Here is a 21,583-nt window from a genome sequence, read left to right as displayed (position 1 = left end):
TAATAACCCTTAGTTCTTATTAATCAGGGACAGGATGATGCTGTCAGAAAGATCGCAGAGTACCGGTGTTTTAAATACCGAGGAGAATGGCAGCAAAAAGCCGGTTTCTTCCTGAAGCCGAAAGACAAACCGAACAACCAACAGTGACTGTCCCCCCAATTGGAAGAAGTTATCATTTCGGCCTATCTTATTGACCGCTAAAAGCTCTTGCCAAAGGCTGATAAGCATTTCTTCCAGTTCATTCTGAGGCGGTTCATAGTGCGAGGCGGCGTAGGCTGTCTGGTCAGGAACCGGCAACGCTTTTCGATCAACTTTACCGTTTGGACTCAACGGCAGAGAGTCAAGTATCACATAAGCTGCGGGTATCATATGCGGGGGTAAATGATCACGCAGATAATGGCGTAACGTTTCCAGTAAGTTCTTATTATTCGCCTCAGAAGATAAAACTAAATAGGCAACCAAGCAGGGAGTCTCACCCACATCGTTTCGGGCAATAACCACAACTTGCTCAATATCGTTATATTGCTCAATAAGCAGCTCAATCTCTCCAGGTTCAATGCGAACGCCCTGAATTTTGATCTGACGATCATTGCGGCCCATATACTCAATATTGCCGTCATGATCGTAACGGGCTAAGTCTCCACTCCGATACATGCGGGAACCGGGTTGAGTACAGAATGGATCATGAAGAAAACGTTCAGCCGTTAATTCTGGTTGTTTTATATAACCTCTGGCAACCCCTGCACCACCAATATAAATTTCGCCTACAGCCCCCAATGGCACCGGATTCTGATAACGGTCCAACAGATAAATGGAAGTATTCGCAATAGGCCGTCCAATGTGATGCTTAATATCATCCGCACTAAACACTCCAAACGTTGAATCAACCGTGGTTTCTGCCGGTCCGTAGTTATCAATAAGCGTACATCCTGCGGGCAAATCGGCATGAGCCAGAGTGCATTTGTCTCCCCCGGTCATCAAGTATTTTAATGAAGCAGGCAGTTTGCCTCTTTTAACACTTTCCGACGCCAGAGGCGCAACCAGATACATCAAATCAATGGGCTGACTGGCTCGCCAGTCCATGCTGAATATCGGGTTACTACTCTCTTCCAGTGGCGGCAATAGCAACTGAGCACCACTGCATAACGCAAATAACAGCTCTCTGACCGAGACATCAAAGGAAATACTGACCGTCGGCGTGGTCACAAAACCTAAAGGCAGCATTATGCTATTCATCATGCAATTGATGAGGTTCACGATATTACGATGTTCAACCATGATGCCTTTCGGTTGCCCGGTTGAACCCGAAGTGTAAATCACATAGGCCAAATGACTTGAATTCAGACCGGCTATTTCTGGATTGTGATTCAAGCCTGAACAATCTATCGGGCGGAATAGATCAAAACCTTTTTTAACCAAGTCATATTCTGTTTTTAATGCTTCCTCCCCGCTTTTATCGTACAAAACCAGCACAGGTTCTGCATTTTCTACAATATACCGCAAACGTTCATGCGGATAGCGGGGATCAATAGGTACATAAGCCCCACCGGCTTTGAGTATTGCCAATAGCCCCACGACCATCTCAGGGCTTATTTCCGCACAAACAGCAATCCGGGCATCGGGAATAACGCCTTGAGCAATTAAGGCATGAGCTAACTGATTTGCCCGGCGGTTGACCTCCATATAACTGAGAACTTCCCCATCAAAAACAATCGCTGGAGCGTCTGGATTTGTTTCTGCCCGCTGCTCAAACAAACGATGAATACAAAGTTCAGCAGGATAAGACGCTTGCGTCCGGTTCCACTCCTCAAGCAATAACTGAACCTCATTCTGCGGCAGAATATTAAGCTGGCACACAGGCAGCTCTGAGTGTTCATTTAACGACCATACAATTTGTTCCAGCGCCTGCTGAATATAGCCACACAGCCGTACCGCTGAAAGGGGAGCCACAACCTGAACCGTTAAGCCTAAACTGTTGCCGTTATCCTCTACCGAGAGATTCAAAGGGTAGTTACTTCTCTCTTCTTCTCCAAGTCGCTCTACATTGCGTAAAGAGCAAAAACCGGATTTCCCGCTATCCATTTGCCGGTTATGCCGGTAGTTAATCAGTGTGGTAAACAGTGGCGTTGGTGCAACGACACCACTACAACGTTGCGCCTCCGCCAGCGGCGTATGCTCATAGGCAAGCAGTTGCGACAAACGTTCGTGAGTTTGGATTAATGCATCAGCTACGTTTTGAGTATCAATATCCATCCGTAGTGGCAAGGTATTAATAAATAGCCCCATTCCTTGTTCAGCGCCGGTATGACTTCCCATTCGGCCAAACAGTACTGTCCCGGTAACCACCTGTTGCCGGTCGCTGCTTTTCGCCAGCACCAGCCCCCAGCCCAAATGCATCAGGCTGGCTAGGCTGACACCGAAGTGCCGTGCTAAACCACGTAACGCAACATTAAGTTCATGAGGCAGCTCAAGGTGATATTCATCTACCTGACCGCCATCTTGTTCCACATCATAAATAGCAAAAGGTGCGGTAGGTTCATCAATATCAGCTAATAAAGCACGAAAATAAGCTTCATAAGCTCGGTTCTCATTCGCTCTGCGGGCACAGGCTACCAAGTTGCGATAAGGTACAGGTATGGATAATTGTTCTGCCTGTCCGGACAACAACAGGCTGATTTCATTATGCATCACATCCAAAGTGGCATGGTCGCCGATCAGATGATGCATCACCTCCTGTACCAGCCAGCGCTCACTGCCAGGTTCTTGTGCAATGAACAAACGCAATAAAGGCGCTTCATTCAATGCCAAACGATGATGAGCAAGGGTATGATGAGCCGCTAACTGCTCTATAAAGGGTATGGATGATCCCGCTGCGAGGGAGACTTCTGTCACCTGTAGCAAAGCTGATTTTAAAACGACCTGTACCGGCCCACAGCTAAGATCCTCTGCCAGAAATACGGTGCGCAGAATATCGTGACGATTCACCACCTGCTGTAACGCGTCGATATAAGCATCAAGACTTTGCCGATCGTTAAAAGCCAACCTGAATATAACCTGATAAGGGTCGCCTTCCTGAGCCAACAGATGGTGGAATAAGATACCATCCTGTAACGGTGCTAAAGCATAAATATCCTGAATATTGCTCACCCCTCCCGGTACTTTCCCAATCAGCTTATCGATATCAGTCTGGTTCATGCTAACCAACGGCAGCATTTCCGGCACAATTCGCTCACCGTCAGCACCAATCAAATTAGCGGGTATTAATGATCCCTCATCCGCTTCTTTAAGTATCGCAGCCTGATCCGCTAACTTTGATGTAGAAAAAAGAGAGCCAGCCGGAACGACATAACCCCGTTTTCTTAATAATCCCATCAACTGTATAACGAGTAGAGAATGGCCCCCGAGAGAGAAAAAATTATCAAAGCGACTCACTTTCTCAATACCCAGCAATTCACACCAAATATCAGCCACCATCTGTTCGATTTCCCCATGAGGGGCTTGATAACTCTGATGTTCATAGGCAGAAATATCGGGAGCAGGTAATGCCTTACGGTCAATCTTGCCATTGGGTGTCAGCGGCAGGCGCTCTAATACAACAAAAGCCGCAGGAACCATATATTCCGGCAACATAGCCAACAGATATTGCCGCAAAGTCGCCACCAGTGGTTCTTTAGCCACATCAGCGGAAATAACGATATAAGCGACTAATCGCTTACCAGTAGTACGGTCTTCACGGGCAATAATGGCGGATGACAGAACCCTGGGATGGTTATCAAGACACGCCTCAATCTCGCCCGGTTCAATACGATAACCACGGATCTTAATCTGATGATCATTACGACCAAGATATTCAAGATTACCTTTGTCATTATAACGGGCTAAATCACCGCTGCGGTACATACGTGCATGAGGTTCAGGATGAAAAGGATCAGGAAAAAAGCGTTCTGCGGTGAGCTCAGGACGGTTTAAATAACCCCGGGCAACCCCTTCGCCGCCAATATACACTTCGCCAATAGCACCTGAGGGAACAAGCAGTTGCTGATCATCAAGTAAATAAATACGTGCATTCGTGACGGGCCGCCCAATATAGTTGCCATATTCTGCGCTGGTTACCTGCTGAGTCGTAGCAATAATTGTTGCTTCTGTTGGCCCATAAGCATTAATCAGCATCGGCCTGTGGCCTTTAGCATTAAACCATAAATCAAAAGCAGATTTCTTTGCCGCTTCCCCACCGATAATCATTAACCTAATGGAATCAGGCAACGAGCACTGTTGCATTTTGTCCGCAATCTCAGACCAAAAAACCGCAGGTAATAACATCGTCGTAATTTTGTTAATGTCACAGCAATCCAAAAACGTCTGAGCAGAGGTGACCCAACTCTCATCACGCAATACAAGGGTTGCACCATGAGACAGTGATGAAAATATTTCCTCTACAGAAGCATCAAACGAGATGGAAGAAAATTGTAACACTCTATCTTCGGCGGAAATGGCAAACTGATCTTTGAAAAAACACGCTCTCTGATAAATTGCCTGATGTTCTATCATTACCCCTTTCGGCCGCCCTGTAGAACCTGACGTATAGATCACATAAGCCAGATTTTTAGCTGTTAACGCAGTCATTACCGGGGAAGCTTCACTCCTATCCGCAAATAATGCCAACTCAAGCATTAAGCAAGCACTATCTTCAATAGAGACTGCTTTCAGTACCTCTTTTCCTACAGCATCATGTAATAACAGAGTGGGTTGAGCATCCTCAAGGATATAGCGTAAACGCTCTGGCGGATAAACAGGATCAAGAGGAACGTAAGCACCGCCGGCTTTTAATATGGCTAATAAACCAATAATCAGCTCAAAACCTCTATCCGCACAGATCGCAACCCGCATATCAGGCTTAACACCTTTTGCGACAAGGCAATGTGCCAGTTTATTCGCCCAACGATTCAGCTCTGCGTAACTCAGCACTTCCCCTTTAAATATCAGTGCTGTAGCTTGGGGATTTGCTTCTGCCTGTTGTTCGAAAAGCGTGTGAATACAACAGGCAAGAGGATAATCAATTCGGGAATTGTGCCAGGTATTTAGCAGCCGAATCCGTTCATCTGTGGGTAATATATCTAATTGACAGACAGGCCGTGTCGGCTGTTGCTCCAGTGCCTGAACAAGCTGTATCAATGTCTGTTGAACATAGTCACAAATTTGGATCGCTGACAAAGGAGTTACGACCTGTGCAGACAAAGATAAGCTAAGGTCGTCATCTTCTATTGACAAGCTAAGTGGATAGTTACTGCGCTCCTCTTCACCCAAAAACTCAATTCCCAGCGAACGAAAAGCTGCCGTCTTTTCTTCTACCCGTGTTTGACTATGACGATAGTTCAGTAATGCGGTAAATAACGGTGCGGGTGCGGCAACTGAACTACAGCGTTGAGTTTCTACTAATGGTGTGTGCTCATAGCAAAGCAGCTCAGATAGCCGTTTGTGCGTATTTACTAAAGCATCAGCTACACTGCTTTTATCAATATCTAACCGTAACGGCAGCGTATTAATAAACAGTCCAATCCCCTGTTCAGCACCAAATTCTCCCCCCATGCGACCGAATAAGACCGTTCCCGTAACAACCTTTTGCAAGCCACTGCTTTTAGCCAATAAAACGCCCCAAGCCAAATGAACTAAACTCGCCAGGCTCACACCATAATGCCGGGCTAAATTACGCAGGGAAGCATTGAGCTCATCTGGCAGCTCACGATAACATTCGTCGAATTGAGTATTACTCTGCACCGCGTCATACAGATTAAATGGGGCGGTTGGCTCATCAATATTTGCAAGCATACGGCGGAAATAATCTTCATAACGCTGGTCTTGATTCGCCATAGAAGCGGTTGCAATGAGATTACGATAAGGTTCAGCCACCGGTAGAGAGTCAGCATTGTGTCCTGCTAACCGTGTTTCTATCTCATGATGTATTAACGCCAGTGTGGTGTTATCCCCAATTAAATGGTGCATCACTTCCAGTACCAGCCAACGCTCACTATCTGGTTCCTGAGCGATAAACAGACGCAGTAACGGAGCTTCACTTAAGTCTAATTGATGGTGCGAAAGCGTGTGCCTTGCCGCCAATTGTTCGCTATACGACATGGAAGATTCAGCACAAAGTGTCACGTCTTCAATGTGTAACGGGGCTTCCCGAAGCACAACCTGCACCGTCCCACAGTCCAGTCCATTGCGGAAGAAAGCACTGCGCAAAATATCATGACGTTCAATAACCTGTTGTAACGCCTTAATATAATTATCTAAGCAGGATCGGTTATCAAACGCGAGACGAAAGATCATTTGATAAATATCCCCTTCGCCAGACAACAAATGATGGAATAAAATTCCGTCCTGTAACGGCGACAATCCGTAGATATCCTGAATATTTGTGACACCACCCGGAACCTGAACGACTAACCGATCGATATCCGTCTGGCTCATCTCAATTAAAGGCAGCATCTCAGGGATAATCTTATGGCATTTGGTGCCAATCCGATTCGGTGGAATGGTTATCGTATTGTCTGAATCACGCAGCAACTCGGCCTGTTCAGCTAAAACAGGTGTTAAAAACAGAGACCCAGCCTGAACGGTATATCCTGCTTTTCTCAGCTGACTAATCAACTTAACCGTCAATAACGAATGTCCGCCAAGCGAGAAGAAATTATCATGGCGGCTAATACGCTCAATACTCAGCAATTGCCCCCAGATTTCCGCCAGGAGAGACTCTTTTACTCCCTGCGGGGCTTCATAATCCTGACGATAATAAGCGGATTCATCCGGTACAGGCAGCGCAGCACGATCAAGTTTGCCATTGAACGTCAGCGGAAGTTGTTTCAAGGCAACAAAAGCAACGGGAACCATGTAATCTGGCAGGCTGGATAACAAGTGCTGACGTAAAACCGCAGCGACTGATTGCTGATTTAGCTCAGGTGATAACTCCAGGTATGCCACCAGCTGTTTGTCACCTTTTTCGTTTTCAATAGCAACTACTGCCGATGCCAGTACCGATGGGTGTGCAAGCAGACGAGCCTCTATTTCTCCGAGTTCAATACGAAAACCACGGATCTTAATCTGGTAATCATTGCGGCCAATATACTCAAGATTACCGTCATCTCTGTAACGCACCAGATCACCTGTGCGATACATACGATTCTCCCCTTCTGAATGAAAAGGATCTGGGAAAAAGCGTTCTGCCGTAAGTTCTTCACGGTTTAAGTAGCCCCGCGCAACACCCATTCCACCAATATACAGCTCACCAACAGCACCTAAAGGGACGGGCTGATGTTGGTTATCTAACAAATAAATACGCGTATTAGCGATAGGTTTACCGATCGATGGATAGTTGGCAACCGCAAGCTCTTCATCCTCTAAAATATGGGCTGTAGACCAAATCGTGGTTTCTGTTGGGCCATACAAATTCCAGACAGAGTGACTATTTACAGATAAAACGTTAGCCAAGCTTATTGGCAGTGCTTCTCCCCCACATAATATTTTTATATTGTTTAAAAACTGAGTATCTTCATTGGTAATCAGGCTATAAGTCGAAGGCGTGCCTTGGATCATTGTGATCTGATTGCCCAGCAACATTTTGACTAAGGCCTCTTTATTGAGGAATATTTTTTTGTGGGCAATAAACACCGCTGAGCCATTAATTAATGGCAGGTATATTTCCAACGCCACAAGATCAAATGAAATCGTACTGGAAAATAATATCCTTTCCTTGTGGGTAAAATTCAGTTTATTACTCATTGCCAGCAATAGATTTACCAGGCTTCGATGTTCAATCATGACTCCTTTAGGATTTCCCGTCGAACCAGAGGTGTAAATCACATAAGCCAAGTGACGTGAAGTTAAAGCGGGTATATTCGGATTTTCTTTCGATAAATCCGACAATGTTAACTGGCTAATATCTAAACTCTTCTTCCCGGTTTTGAGATAAGCCGTTAATACTGCATTGCTTTGTGTATCGTACAATACAACTTCTGGTGCAGCATCGTCCAAAATATAGTGCAACCGTTCTGGCGGATAATCTGGATCCAACGGCACATAACACCCTCCTGCCTTTAAAATTGCCAGCAGACTGATAATAGCTAATGGACTTCGTTCAACACAAATAGCCACCCGGCTGTCAGGAACAACCCCCTGAGCAATTAAAAAATGAGCTAACTGGTTTGCCCGACAGTTAAGTTCCGCATAACTCAGGGTTTCACTATAAAAAACCAGCGCCGTTGCTTCTGGATGAGTTGCAACCTGTTGTTCAAACAACGTATGAATGCAAACATCGTCCGGATAGTCAGATTGAGTATCGTTCCAGAGATCCAATAATAACGTGCGTTCTTCAGGAGGTAATATATCAAGCTGGTTGATAGCAAAATTCGGCTGTTCATGCAGCGCCCATACCAATTGCGCCAATGTCTGCTGCAAATAACCTGATAATCGTTTGGCGGATACAGAGGCTGCCATCAAACATGTCGTTAATGTTAGATGTATACCGTCATCAACAGTGGTCAGGGTTAACGGTAAACGGTGATCCTCTTCTTTCCCCGGGCCATTTCTCCAACAGGCTGGGTTATTGTCAGATTGGCATTGGTAGTCGCTGAATGCAAGAAGCGGCGCAGCAACCGTATATTCATTTTCAGTATTAACTGACGGCGATGACAGACATTGTTCTACAAACCGTAACGCATCACTGACACCCTGATCATGGCAACTTAAATGTAAAGATAAAATAGACTGACCAGCCTGATTGTGCTGGTCGGCACCGATTTGAGTATTTTGTCGTATACCAATAACGACCTGCTCTTGACCGCTATATTTTGCTAACACAACCCCCCAGGCAAGGTGAAAGAGGCTGGCAAAACTCACTGCCAAACTATCACATTGAAAACGCAACTCAGTCGTGAATTGAGGTGATAATTCCAGGCAATACTCATCAAATTGATGAGTATTCTCAGTCAAGAACAGATTAGGATAACAATGACCAATTGACATTTCTGATAATACAATATTTCTATTTTTATCACACATAAATAGGGCGTCCAATTTTATTGAATGAATTAAATATTTCCATTTGAATGACAGGTTACTTAAAAATATAAATCGCAATAACTCAGAACAATTAACCATTGTCAATTAACATGCTTAATTTTTAAAAATCTCCAATTAAATAAATCAATAATATTGTTTTTTCTGAGTATTGTATAAATAAGAATAATAACCTTCTTTTTTCAATAACTCTTCAGGGCTGCCATCCTCGACTAATTCACCTGATGCCAATACAATGATTCTATTAACGTGTTTAAGACCACCCAATCTATGCGTTATCATAATCGAAGTTTGTCCTTTAGAAAGTTCATAGAATGTATCAAAAAGATAGGCTTCTGCTTTCGGATCAATAGCACTGGTAGGTTCATCAAATATAATGACAGAACCACCGGAGAAAAAAGATCGCGCCAAAGAAAGCCGCTGCCACTGACCACCAGAAAGATCGTTACCGTAAAACTCTCGCCCTAACATATGATTTGCGGATGGATAACAATTGAGCTCGAAGCCAGCATCTTCACAAGCTTTAATAAACCTGGCTTTGTTATTTGACTGTTCTGAATTACCAATAGTCACATTTTCCGAAATAGATAAATTATATTTACCAAAATCTTGAAACAAAACCGAAAATTCTTTATACCAGACATTAATATCAATAGTTGATATATCAACCCCTCCCATAGTAATAACACCCTCAGTCGGTTTGTATAATCGACACAGTAGTTTTATTAATGTTGATTTTCCAGAACCATTTTCACCAACGATAGCTATATTATCATTTGGATAAAGTGTCAAATTAATATTTGATAATGTTTTATCTGTATCATTATACGAGAAACTGACATTCTCAAACTTAATCGTTCTGTCTTCAGGCATGGCTGATAACACATATTTGTGCTCTTGGTTGGAAGCCAGATTTTCTATTTCTTTGAGTCGATAGAAAAAAAGCTGAGATACCCCAAGATTGCTGAATGAAAAAACAAGCCATTGACAAGAAGCGCAAAACAGAGAAATCGACTGTATAATCCCAACCATTCCGCCCAAAGAGATCTCCCCTTTTATAATGTTACTCACAATCCAGTACATAGAGAGAATTGATACCGCTAAATAAACAGCATTCCAAAGTTGAGGGATATAGAGCTGTTTTTTCCTCACATGATTCAACTCTTTTTCAAGATTCTTAAACTCCTTTTCATGCTTTCCCATAAAAAAAGCAGAAAGACCGTACATCTTAATTTCTTTTATCAAATGTATGTTCAGCATAACGCTTAAATAGTAGATAATTAACCGGGATGTTAACCCTTTGCCAAGCATCGTTTCAAATACATCAATCTGCGCTTTCGTTAACGACAGTGTGACAGGAATTATCGGTAATAAAAGTGCAAAAGGTAACCACCAACTTAATGAGGCCAAGATGATAGACAGTGAGATAAGCGTAATACTCCCTTTTAAACAATCAATGAGACTAATCAGAAAACTAAGTGGTTTGTAGGATGCCTCTTTCGATAAGACGTCAAATGTATTATGAACCTCCGGCTGTTCCATAATTTTCAAATCAGTAATATTGGCAGTTAGCGTCATTATTCTCACTTGTATCGCGTAGGATGCCCGCTGATTCATCATGGTTTGTATTGTTGTCACAAAAGGCGTGATTATTCCTGGTAAAATAAGCGACAACATCCAGAAAGAAACCATTATATACAAATCATCAAAAAACCCATCGCTTATCCTATTGATAATATCAATACTCAATACGACACCAATCGTTGGCAGCACAGCTTGGATCAGAATAAGAAATAAAAATATAAAGAAATAAACCGGCATCGTTTTATATAAGATAGCCAGGGAGTAAAAAAATACACTCACCTTTTCCTGGTAATTTTTCATTAAGACCTCAAAAATAAACATCACCTTCACAACTCCTCAACCTATTCAGCTGAGGAGCCGCTTCAATTTTATTTACTCAATTAAACACCCGGGATAATTCATCAATCAATACGCTTCTGTGCGCTTTATCAGACATCATGCTGGCATGATCACCGGGTATTTTGACAGAAACTATTTTGTCTACCGTAATACTATGTTCCCAACCCAGCGTTTTAGTCGGTTGCCAAACATTCTCTTCGCCGGACATTCCCTTTGTCACAAACTCATCCGATGAATGATAAATATGAATCCGACCATCAACGGCAGGAGGAACATAGTCAGCAATCGCTTTAATCATTCGATCCCTCTGCTCCCAACGGTGGGCTTCACCCGGTACATCGAACACGTCATCAAGATAAGATGACTGTTTTAAACAGGAGATAAAATCAGCCAGATGCTCAAATTCACGCTGCTGCAACGCCTCAACTAACGGTTCATTATGCCGAATAATGCCATCCAGAATGAGTGAATGTAATATAAGCTCCTTAGGTCCGTACTTTCTCGTTTCCTCTGGCAATAAACGTGGGTGTAATACATCAATGAGCCCGATAAAATCTACATTTAAATTCATTCGCTGTAATTTTTCCGCAATAGCATAAGTTAATATGCCACCCGCCGAATAACCAACCAGACGATACCGTTCACAACCGCGCTGGCTTAAAATTAACGTGACCATCTCATTAACAATCTGTTCCATATTTCCCCCGCGCTCTACGGAGGGCCAAGGTACACCAAAGCAGGAATACTCCCCTGGCAGCACTTGCGAAATTTCATTGGCATACCACAGATCACCTTCTCCGGTCGGGAGGAAGAAGAGACAAGCTTGTGCATTACCCTTTTTAAAAGGAATTAATGCGGGTTGATTGAAATGTCGCTCTCCTCTTAACACCAAAGCGTATTGAGAGAGGGTTGGATTTAACATCAAATCACGAATTGATGAACAATAGCCTTTTTTCTTCAATTCAAAAATAAATTGAGTGGCCAGCAGAGAATGTCCGCCCAGTGCAAAAAAGTTATCATACCGGCTTACCTGCTCTACCCCCAGCAACTCACGCCAGATAGTCGCCAGCGTATACTCAATCTCACCCTGTGGTGCTTTATAAACTTCTCGGGCCATGCCATCTGATCCGGAGCAGGCAGCGCCCGGCGATCCAGCTTGCCGTTCCGGGTCAGCGGGAAAGCATCCAGCCTGACAAACGCTGACGGTATCATATATTCAGGTAATCGGGCTGACAGATGCGAACGCAAATGTTGAGCCAGTTCTTCCTCATCATCCGCGACCACATAAGCGACCAGACGCTTATCCTCCCCTTTGCTATAAGTGACCACCAGAGACTCCTGAACTGAAGGGTATTCCATCAGACGCGCCTCTATCTCGCCGGGGTCTATACGGAATCCCCGGATTTTTACCTGCTGATCATTGCGTCCCACATAAATCAGGTTACCATCCGACAAATAACGGGCAAGGTCACCGGTCCGATACATGCGGGCACCCGGAATAGTTGAAAATGNAGNCATCCAGAAAACGCNNTNCNNTCAANAATNCCCGGTTCANATAACCCNGGGNGACNCCCACNCCNCNNAGANNGAGTTCNCNNNCCNCACCCNTCGGTNCCGGCTGACCTCGCCCATCAAGCATGNGANNCGGGNATTGTTTATGGGACGGCCGATAGGGATCTCTTCCCTGTGATAATCGGGGTGACAATGCCAGTCCATGACCGCACCGGGCCTTCGGTTGGGCCATAAATACAAAGGTGTTATACCTGCCAATGATNAGCAGCAAAAATCAGAACCCAGCGCCTCCCCCCCCAGNATCAAGGTTAAATGCGNTGNAATACCCGGGAGTTCAGGGCATTCTGGAGGTCGGCAGGCNNAAAGGAGGATAAGTAATAGGTTGTTCATCCAGNTAAGGCCACAAAGCAAGCATATGATAGNCAACATCGTTNGCCTGANTNAGGAGGGCAGCGCCCACACCATAGGCCATCACAATATCCGCAACGCAGGCGTCAAAACTCACGAAGCAAATTGCAAAACCCGGCTATCCGGCCAACACCTAAGCGCATAACATGGTCGNTGCTGCCAAATTTATTACGCCACGATGTTCCACCATCACCCCTTTGGGCACACCGGTGGTACCCGAGGTATAAATCACATAAGCCAGTTGTCTTGAATTCAGTGATAACACTTGAGGGTTGCTGTCCGGTTGTCCCCAATCAGTATCCGGTTCTAATACCGTCAACCCTTTCAGTGCATCCTGATCCAAAGCCGTACGCCCCATCGCATCCGCCACCACCATGACAGGAGTCGCATCACTTAAAATACCCCTCAAACGGTCACCCGAATACGCAGGATCCAGTGGAACATAAGCACCTCCGGCCTTCAATATAGCCAGCAACCCTATCATCATTGATGCAGAACGGGAGACACACAGCGCAACACGTTGCTCCGGTATCACCCCCTGTGCAATAAGCTCATGGGCCAACCGGTTTGCCCGTCGGTTCAGTTCAGCATAGCTCAGTGTCTCAGCCCCACACACAAGTGCTGTCGCATTCGGTGTCCTTTGCACTTGCTGTTCAAATAACTGATGAATACATAACTGTTCCGGATAGGTGTGCTCCGTTGCATTCCACGTTTCCAGCTGCAACCTGCGCTCTTCTGATGTCAGAAGATCCACTTCATCTACCCGTTGATCGTGCTCTGCTACCATCGCTTTCAGCATTGTCTGCAAATACCCGGTATGCCGCTCTATTGTTGTGCGATCAAACAATGCTGTTGCATATCCCATACCGCCAACAATCCGACCATCCTCCTCGGATAAAGCCAATTCAATATCGAATTTGGCAGTATCATGCACTTGCTCCATCGGAGAAATAGCGATACCAGGAAGATGCAATTCCGCACTCTCATTGTTCTGTAAGACAAACATAACTTGAAACAACGGGGTATGCGCCAGACTTCTTACGGGTTGCACCACCTCTACAATTTGTTCAAACGGCAGCATTTGATTATCCTGCGCCGCCAGCACAGTACACCGCACCCGATTCAGTAACTCAGAGAAACTTGGGGAACCTGTTAAATCTATATGTAATGGCAACATATTGACAAAGAAACCTATCAATGACTCAGTTTCCAGCCGAGACCGGTTCGCACTCGGCGTGCCAATAATCAAAGCCTCTTGTCCTGACAAACGAGAGAGAACTGCACCCCATGCCGCCAATAGTGTCATAAATAATGTGCATCCATGCTCTACACTCAGGTGTTTTAACGCTTGAGTCAGTTCCCTGTCCAAATTGATCGGAACCATATTCCCGGTAAATGACTGCTCAACAGTACGTTCCCTGTCCGTTGGTAAATCCAATAATGCAGGAACCTCTGACAGCTCACTGCGCCAGTAGTCTGACAGTTGTTTTCCACGTTCAACCGAGAGCCATTCACGCTGCCAAACCGCATAGTCCGGATACTGAATATTCAATAATGGCAGTGGATCAGGTTCCCTCTGTAAGAAAGCCGTGTAAAGTACGCTAAATTCCCGCAGCAATATCCCATACGACCAACCATCCGACACAATGTGATGCTGAGTCAGTAAAAGGACACTTTCTTTCTGATGCTCAAGGATTAACCGGCCCCGAATAAGCGGGCCATGGCATAGATCAAACGGTGCATGGGCTTCTTCATCAATGAAATGTGTTATTTTAGTTGCAGTATCTTTTACCCCCCGCAAATCATGCAGGTGCAGAAGAAAACCCCTATCCGGCGACAGAATCTGAACCTGCGGCTCCCCCCCAACACTGACGAATACAGTACGCAAACTTTCATGCCGGGCAAACAAAGTATCTAAAGCCCACTGTACAGCCTCAACATCAATATTTCCCTGTAAACGCAAAGCCAGAGGAATATGGTAAGCTCCGCTGCCTCCTTCAAGTTGAGCCAGAAACCATAACCGCTGTTGGGCAAATGAGAGTGGTAATACGCCGCTTCGCTTAACCGGCTTAATCGGTGGTAATATCCCTTCTGTCGGTTGCTGTTGTTTTCTAAAGAGTTCAGCAAACATAGCCAAAGAAGGCGCTGAAAATAATGAGGCTAATGGTAATTCCATGCCCAGCGCATTGGCACGATTCAACATTCTGACTGCAAGTAATGAATGGCCTCCCAGCACAAAGAAGTTATCATGCCGGCTTATCTGTTCTACCCCCAGTAACTCACGCCAGATAGCGGCCAATGTGCACTCGATTTCCCCCTGTGGCGCCTCATAAACCTTATGAGTCAGGGCAGTCTGCTCAGGAGCCGGCAGCGCCCGGCGATCCAACTTGCCGTTCCGGGTCAACGGGAAAGCATCCAACCTGACAAACGCTGACGGTATCATATATTCGGGTAATCGGGCTGACAGATACAGACGCAAGTGTTGAGCAAGCTCTTCCTCAGCCTCCACGACCACATAGGCCACCAGGTGTTTATCCTCTCCTTCACCGAGGAGGATAACCAGTGACTCCCGAACCGAAGGATATCCCATCAAACAGGCTTCTATCTCTCCCGGCTCTATACGAAATCCACGAATTTTCACTTGCTGATCATTGCGCCCAACATAAACCAGGTTACCATCAGGCAGATAACGGGCAAGGTCGCCTGTCCGATACATGCGAGCACCCGGGATCGCTGAGAATGGGTCATCCAGGAAACGTTCTGCGGTCAGATCCGGCCTGTTCAGATAACCACGGGCGACACCCGTTCCACCGAGATATAACTCACCCACCGCACCCAGCGGCACGGGCTGCCCCTGTACATCAAGCAGGTAGACCCGCATATTGTCTATCGGCCTGCCAATTGGCGGTGTATGACGCCAATGTGTCAAAGTCCCAGCCAATCGATAATCTGTCGCAACATGTGTTTCTGAAGGTCCATATTGGTTGTATAAATAACATTGGTGCTGCAAAACAAATGATTTGATTTCCGGCGAAATGATTAATTGTTCGCCGGCAGCAATCAGCTCTTTCAGGCTTGGGATTGAGATCTGCGCGTCAATAAATGTACTGAGAAAACCAGCCGGTAAATAAACACGTTCAACAGCATGTTTATTTAAATAATCAAACAGCGTTTTGATATTCAGTTTTATCTCAGAGGGGATCATGACTAACGTCAAACCAAAAGAAAGTGCAGTCAGGACTTCCTGCAAAGAGACATCAAATCCCTGAGCCGCAAATTGCGATGAGGATTTCACTTTCTGATAGTGCCGGTGCTGCCACTGCACCAGATTACTCAAGACCTGATGGTGTACCATGACACCTTTCGGCTGCCCAGTTGATCCTGACGTGTAAATCACATAGGCCAGATTTTGTGATGTTAACGCAGCCAAAACCGGATTACTCTCCGCCATGTCTGCAATAGCCGGACTGTTGATCGCCAGACCTGCCACGACATCATCAATAGCTTCCCCCAAAACCTCTTTGCCCAGTGCATCGTATAGCACCAAAACCGGTTCTACATCATGAAGAATATAATGTAAGCGTTCTTGCGGATAAGTCGGATCGAGAGGGATATAGCCTGCTCCGGCTTTTAATATCGCCAATAGACCAATCACCATTGTTACATTGCGATCAACGCAAATCGCGATCCGCTCTTCTGGCTTCACACCCTGTGCAATTAAATAATGGGCCAGTCGATTAGCCTGTTGATTTAATTCAGCGTAAGTCAACCGCTCATCGTTATAGACAACCGCGATCGCCTGTGGTGTTTTAACAGCCTGTTGCTCAAATAAGTGATGTACACAGCCATCGTAATCATTATCAAAACAGGTCACATTTTGTGTTTCCAACAGAAACTGGCGTTCTGCATGAGGTAAAATATCCAGCGTATTTACTGCTCGTGCAGGTTCCCTGTTTAACCATAAGGCAAGCTGAGTCAATGCCTGCTGCATATAGCGACAAATTCTCTGTGCACTGAGAGAATTCACTGTTTGTGCCGTTAGCGCCAGCGTATCGCCATCATCATCAATGGAAAGAATAATGGGGTAATTAGTTTTATCCTCACCATCGATAATATCAATTCCCTGTAAAGATTGAGCATCCAACTCGCTGTCACTTCGATTATTGCGATAATTCAACAACGCCGTGAATAGTGGTGTTGATGCACTGACACCACTGCAACGCTGGGCTTCTAATAACGGCGTATGTTCATAGGAAAGTAACTCAGATAACCGTTCATGAGTTCGGTAAACCGCATCAATGACGGTCATATCATCAATATCCAAACGCAGGGGAAGCGTGTTAATAAACAGCCCCATTCCCTGTCCATTCCCATCTTCACCAAACAGACGACCAAATAAAACGGTCCCCGTGACTACGGCCTCCCGTGCACTGCATTTAGCTAATACGACTCCCCAAGCTAAATGACATAAACAGGCCAGACTGACACCTAATTGACGCGCTTGATTGCGTAACTGCTGGTTCACCTCTTCAGATAGGGCAATACGATCTTCATTAACTTTTCCCATATCGCCTTTTTCATCATAGATATTGAATGGCGCTGTCGGCTCATCAATATCACCGAGCATACGCTGAAAATAGGGCTGATAAGCTTTTTCTGCATTAGCCTGATTGACATAAGCAATAAAATGGCGAAAAGGGATAACTGGAGGCAGCGCTTCGGTCTTTCCTGACAAGATAAGGCTAATTTCCTTATGCATTACCGCCAGCGTCGTATGGTCACCAATTAAATGGTGCAAAATTTCCAATGCAAACCAACATTGGCTTTTGGGATCTCGAGCAATAAAAAAACGTAACAGCGGCGGTTGGGATAAATCCATTCGATGCCGGTTCAAATCATAATGTTCAGCTAATTGGTCAATGTAAGGTTCAGTACCATCAGGATCAAGCGTCACTTCTGTCACCGACAAAATCGCCGTCCTTTGTACTACCTGCAATGACCCGCACGTTAAATTTTCCCAAAAAAAGCCGGTACGTAAAATATCATGCCGATCGACAACCTGCTGAATTGCTTGTAAATATGCGGTCAGGCGCTGACGATCACTGAATTCCATTTTAAAGATGACCTGATAAGGATCACCCTGTTTAGCTAAGAGATGATGAAATAGAATTCCATCCTGCAATGGAGAGAGTGAATAGATATCCTGAATATTGTTAATTCCGTTATCCACCAGAGAAACAACCGTGTCGATATCAGCTTGAGTCACCTGAACTAACGGCAACAATTCCGGTGTGATATGCGTGGTCTCTGGCCCGATCTGATTCGGAGGGGTGGATATCTGCTGCGCTTTCCTGAGTAATGCAGCTTGCTGGAACAAGACCGGCGTTAAAAAGAGATCGCCTGCATTGATAGTATAGTGCCGCTGCTTCAACATGCTCATGAGTTGCACAACCAACAGGGAATGCCCGCCCAGCGTGAAAAAGTTATCGTGCCGGCCAATATTCTGTATTTTTAGCAACTGGCTCCAAATCGTTGCCAGCATGCGCTCGGTATCATTGATCGGTTCTTCATACGTTTGATGTTCATAGTCCGTATCTGCTGGCGCGGGTAATGCATGGCGATCCAACTTGCCATTCGACGTCAGAGGCAAATTCTCCAGCACCACAAACGCCGACGGCAGCATATAATCAGGTAACGTCGCTGACAGGTAATTGCGCATCAGTCCCGCTATCGGCCCCCTTTCTTCAGGAGATTTAAGCGTAATATAGGCAATTAAACGAGGGATATTATCATTTGCAAGCGTAACAACTGCCGCTTCACGAATAGCCGGATGGGTAACCAGCCGATGTTCAATCTCCCCCAATTCAATCCGAAAACCCCGTACTTTTACCTGATAATCGTTACGCCCAATGTATTCAATACCCCCATCCTGACAGTAACGCGCCAAATCACCACTTTTAAACATCCTGGCACCTGGCTGCGGATTAAAAGGATCAGGCATAAAACCTGCCGCTGTCATCTCAGGCTGGTTCAAATATCCCCGGCTAACACCACTACCACCAATATACAGTTCTCCTATCACCCCGAAAGGCACTGGACGTTCCTGTTTATCCAGTAAATAAATACGCGTATCAGCAAGCGGCCTGCCAATACAGTCAATATGTCTATCCTGTGATTTGGGAAAGTGTAATGTTGCTGTAATTGTTGTTTCCGTCGGCCCATAGCAGTTGACCAGTTTTATCCGGCTGGCACGGCTACTCAGCCAGGCTTTGATCGCACTGGCTGAAACTTTCTCTCCGCCGATACAGACACACTGCAAACTTGAGTGTTCTTGAGGAAATCCTGTTTCAATCAGCTTTCTCCAAAATTGAAATGGCAGTGAAACATGGGTAATAGCGTATTTTTCACACTCCTGCCAGAATTGTGTCAAATCACGTCTATTCTGATTATCAATCAGGTGAAGTGTGCCACCAGCAATCAACGGACCAAAGAACTCTGATACAGACACATCAAATGAGAAATTACAGAATTGCAGCACGCTGCTAGAGTGATTAATGGCTAATGCTTTTCCTAGTGTCAGCAATTTTTGCGCCGCAGAGACATGCTCAACCATCACCCCTTTAGGTTGCCCGGTCGATCCAGAAGTGTAGATAACATAGGCCAGATGGCGTGGGGTCAATAAGCTGATATCCGGGTTTTTCGTTGGCGTTTGTATTGCGGGAAAATGACACAGATCCAGCATGGGCAACTCTCGCCCACAAGTTAATGTCAGCGCTTTTGCGCCTGCATCGTCATGTAACACCCATCGCGGGGCCGCATCCTGGATAATACAATCCAGCCGTTCCTGGGGAGATTCCGGCTCCAAAGGGACATAAGCCCCTCCCGCTTTCAAAACCGCCAACAGACCTGCCACCATTTCCGGACTTCTGTCAGCGCAAATCGCTACCCGATCATCCGGCCTTATACCCTGAGAAATCAGAATATAAGCCAGCTTATTAGCTCTATCATTTAATTCCGCATAGGTTAACGTTGTGTCATTAAATACTAAAGCGGTTGCATCCGGTTCAATAGCAACACGCTGTTCAAATAAAGAATGAATAGTCTGTTCATTCGAATGGCTCACCACATGATTCCATTCGTTTAACAATAGATTGCGTTCTTTATCGGAAAGAAGATTGATATTTTCGATATATTGCTGACTATCCTGCGTAATCGCCTTAAGTACCGCATAATAATAATCAAGATGTCTGGCAATTATCCCCTTATCAAAAAGATCAACAGCATAATTGACGCCGCCGCTGATGCTACCAGCCTGATGAGATAAAAACAGTTCCATATCAAACTTGATGCTTTCAGCGCGATCTTCACACGCGACGACATCAATATCACTAAAAGTAATTTTGCCTTCGTCAAACTCCTGCCAGGAAAACAGTACTTGAAATAATGGTGAAAAAGACAAGCTCCGTTCAGGATTAATCAATTCTACGATACGATCGAAAGGAACATCCTGATTATCCTGCGCACTAATAATGCGAGCCTTCACTTGCTGCAAAAGCGTGCCTATCGTCATTTCCTGACTGAAATCAATACGGACTGGCAAAGAATTGACAAAAAAGCCGATCATATTCTCAACTTCACTCATTCCCCGATTAGCGGAAGGCGTGCCAATAACAATACTATCCAAACCAGAAAGACGATGAAGAACAACCGACCAGGCAGCCATCATGATCATAAATAATGTCATTCCCTGCCGCTGACCAAGCTGCAATAATTCTTCGCTCAAGTGCTTATCGAGAGTAAAAGAAAGTGTTTCCCCCTGCTGTGAAGGCTTCTCCGGCCGGTCTGAGTGAGTAGGTAAAGTCAATAATGGAGGAATATCAGCAAGTTGAGACTGCCAATATTCCAGTTGGCTTGATAATCGTTCATCAGTCAAATAACGGTTTTGCCAAATTGCATAATCTGTATACTGTAATTCTACCGGAGCCAGTGAAATTTCTTTATGGTGAATAAGATCATCATAAAGAATACTAAGTTCGTTGAAGAAGATACCGATAGACCAGCCGTCTGTAATAATATGGTGCTGGTTTAATATAAATAGAAAATTCTCATCAGACTCTTTAATAAGATGAGTCCTGATTAAAGGCCCTTGTGTAAAATCAAATGACTCTGATATCGTCCTCTCAATAATTCCCTCTACTAACATCTGTCTGTTTTCTTCATGGCTTAGATCTGTAAACGCCAGAGGAAAACAGATATTCTCATTTAACAGGTTAACAAACGGAACACCTTTTTCTACCTTAAAGTAAGATCGTAGCGAATCATGCCTTTTAATAAGTTCGTCAAGTGATCGCCTAAAAACATCAACGTTCAGATTACCACCAAATTTATAGATTGAAGGTACATGGTAAGCGACTGAATGCTTATCCATTTCATAAAGTAACCACAACCTTTTTTGAACAAAACTCAAGGGAATATTAGTGACCACATTTGTTTTATTTATTATATTTATTTCATTACGTTCAATATTGAAATCGGTTTTATCATCGTAAAGTTCAATGCGATCTTGCTGTACTTTTTTCAATAGCGCACCAAGTTTAAATTTCTTCACTCCGTCATTCTGCATAATATTAAACACCTTACTTATAGAACATAATTGACATAGTAATAA

The 21,583-nt window shown here is 44.8% G+C and carries 5 protein-coding genes; all 5 read right to left on the bottom strand.

Annotated elements, in window-relative coordinates; genetic code table 11:
• Positions 1-9: 9 nt before the first annotated feature.
• Positions 10-9,054, bottom strand: a complete 9,045-nt coding sequence (locus tag PTE_RS19345; protein ID WP_165577101.1) for a non-ribosomal peptide synthetase — start codon at positions 9,052-9,054, stop codon at positions 10-12.
• 144 nt (positions 9,055-9,198) lie between these two features.
• Complete coding sequence (locus tag PTE_RS19340) at positions 9,199-10,977, bottom strand: ABC transporter ATP-binding protein (RefSeq protein ID WP_241826156.1); 1,779 nt, start codon at positions 10,975-10,977, stop codon at positions 9,199-9,201.
• 55 nt (positions 10,978-11,032) lie between these two features.
• Complete coding sequence (locus tag PTE_RS22965; protein ID WP_071993009.1) at positions 11,033-12,112, bottom strand: thioesterase domain-containing protein; 1,080 nt, start codon at positions 12,110-12,112, stop codon at positions 11,033-11,035.
• Complete coding sequence (locus tag PTE_RS22960; protein ID WP_425339432.1) at positions 12,031-12,354, bottom strand: AMP-binding enzyme; 324 nt, start codon at positions 12,352-12,354, stop codon at positions 12,031-12,033. The genes PTE_RS22965 and PTE_RS22960 overlap by 82 nt, the downstream gene beginning before the upstream one ends.
• Positions 12,355-13,048: 694 nt before the next feature.
• On the bottom strand, positions 13,049-21,538 hold the full coding sequence (locus tag PTE_RS19335; protein ID WP_051477466.1) for an amino acid adenylation domain-containing protein: 8,490 nt from the start codon (positions 21,536-21,538) through the stop codon (positions 13,049-13,051).
• Positions 21,539-21,583 lie beyond the last annotated feature (45 nt).

The sequence above is a fragment of the Photorhabdus khanii NC19 genome, assembly GCF_000517265.1.
Taxonomy (GTDB): Bacteria; Pseudomonadota; Gammaproteobacteria; order Enterobacterales; family Enterobacteriaceae; genus Photorhabdus; species Photorhabdus khanii.
Note: the sequence above shows the minus strand (reverse complement) of the source record. Positions and strands in the feature narration are given on the sequence as shown.

Bases quoted from the DNA above. Each gene is read 5' to 3' on its own strand.
- PTE_RS19345 (WP_165577101.1), bottom strand. From the start codon at position 9,054: ATGTGTGATAAAAATAGAAATATTGTATTATCAGAAATGTCAATTGGT.
- PTE_RS19340 (WP_241826156.1), bottom strand. From the start codon at position 10,977: ATGTTTATTTTTGAGGTCTTAATGAAAAATTACCAGGAAAAGGTGAGT.
- PTE_RS22965 (WP_071993009.1), bottom strand. From the start codon at position 12,112: ATGGCCCGAGAAGTTTATAAAGCACCACAGGGTGAGATTGAGTATACG.
- PTE_RS22960 (WP_425339432.1), bottom strand. From the start codon at position 12,354: ATGGAATACCCTTCAGTTCAGGAGTCTCTGGTGGTCACTTATAGCAAA.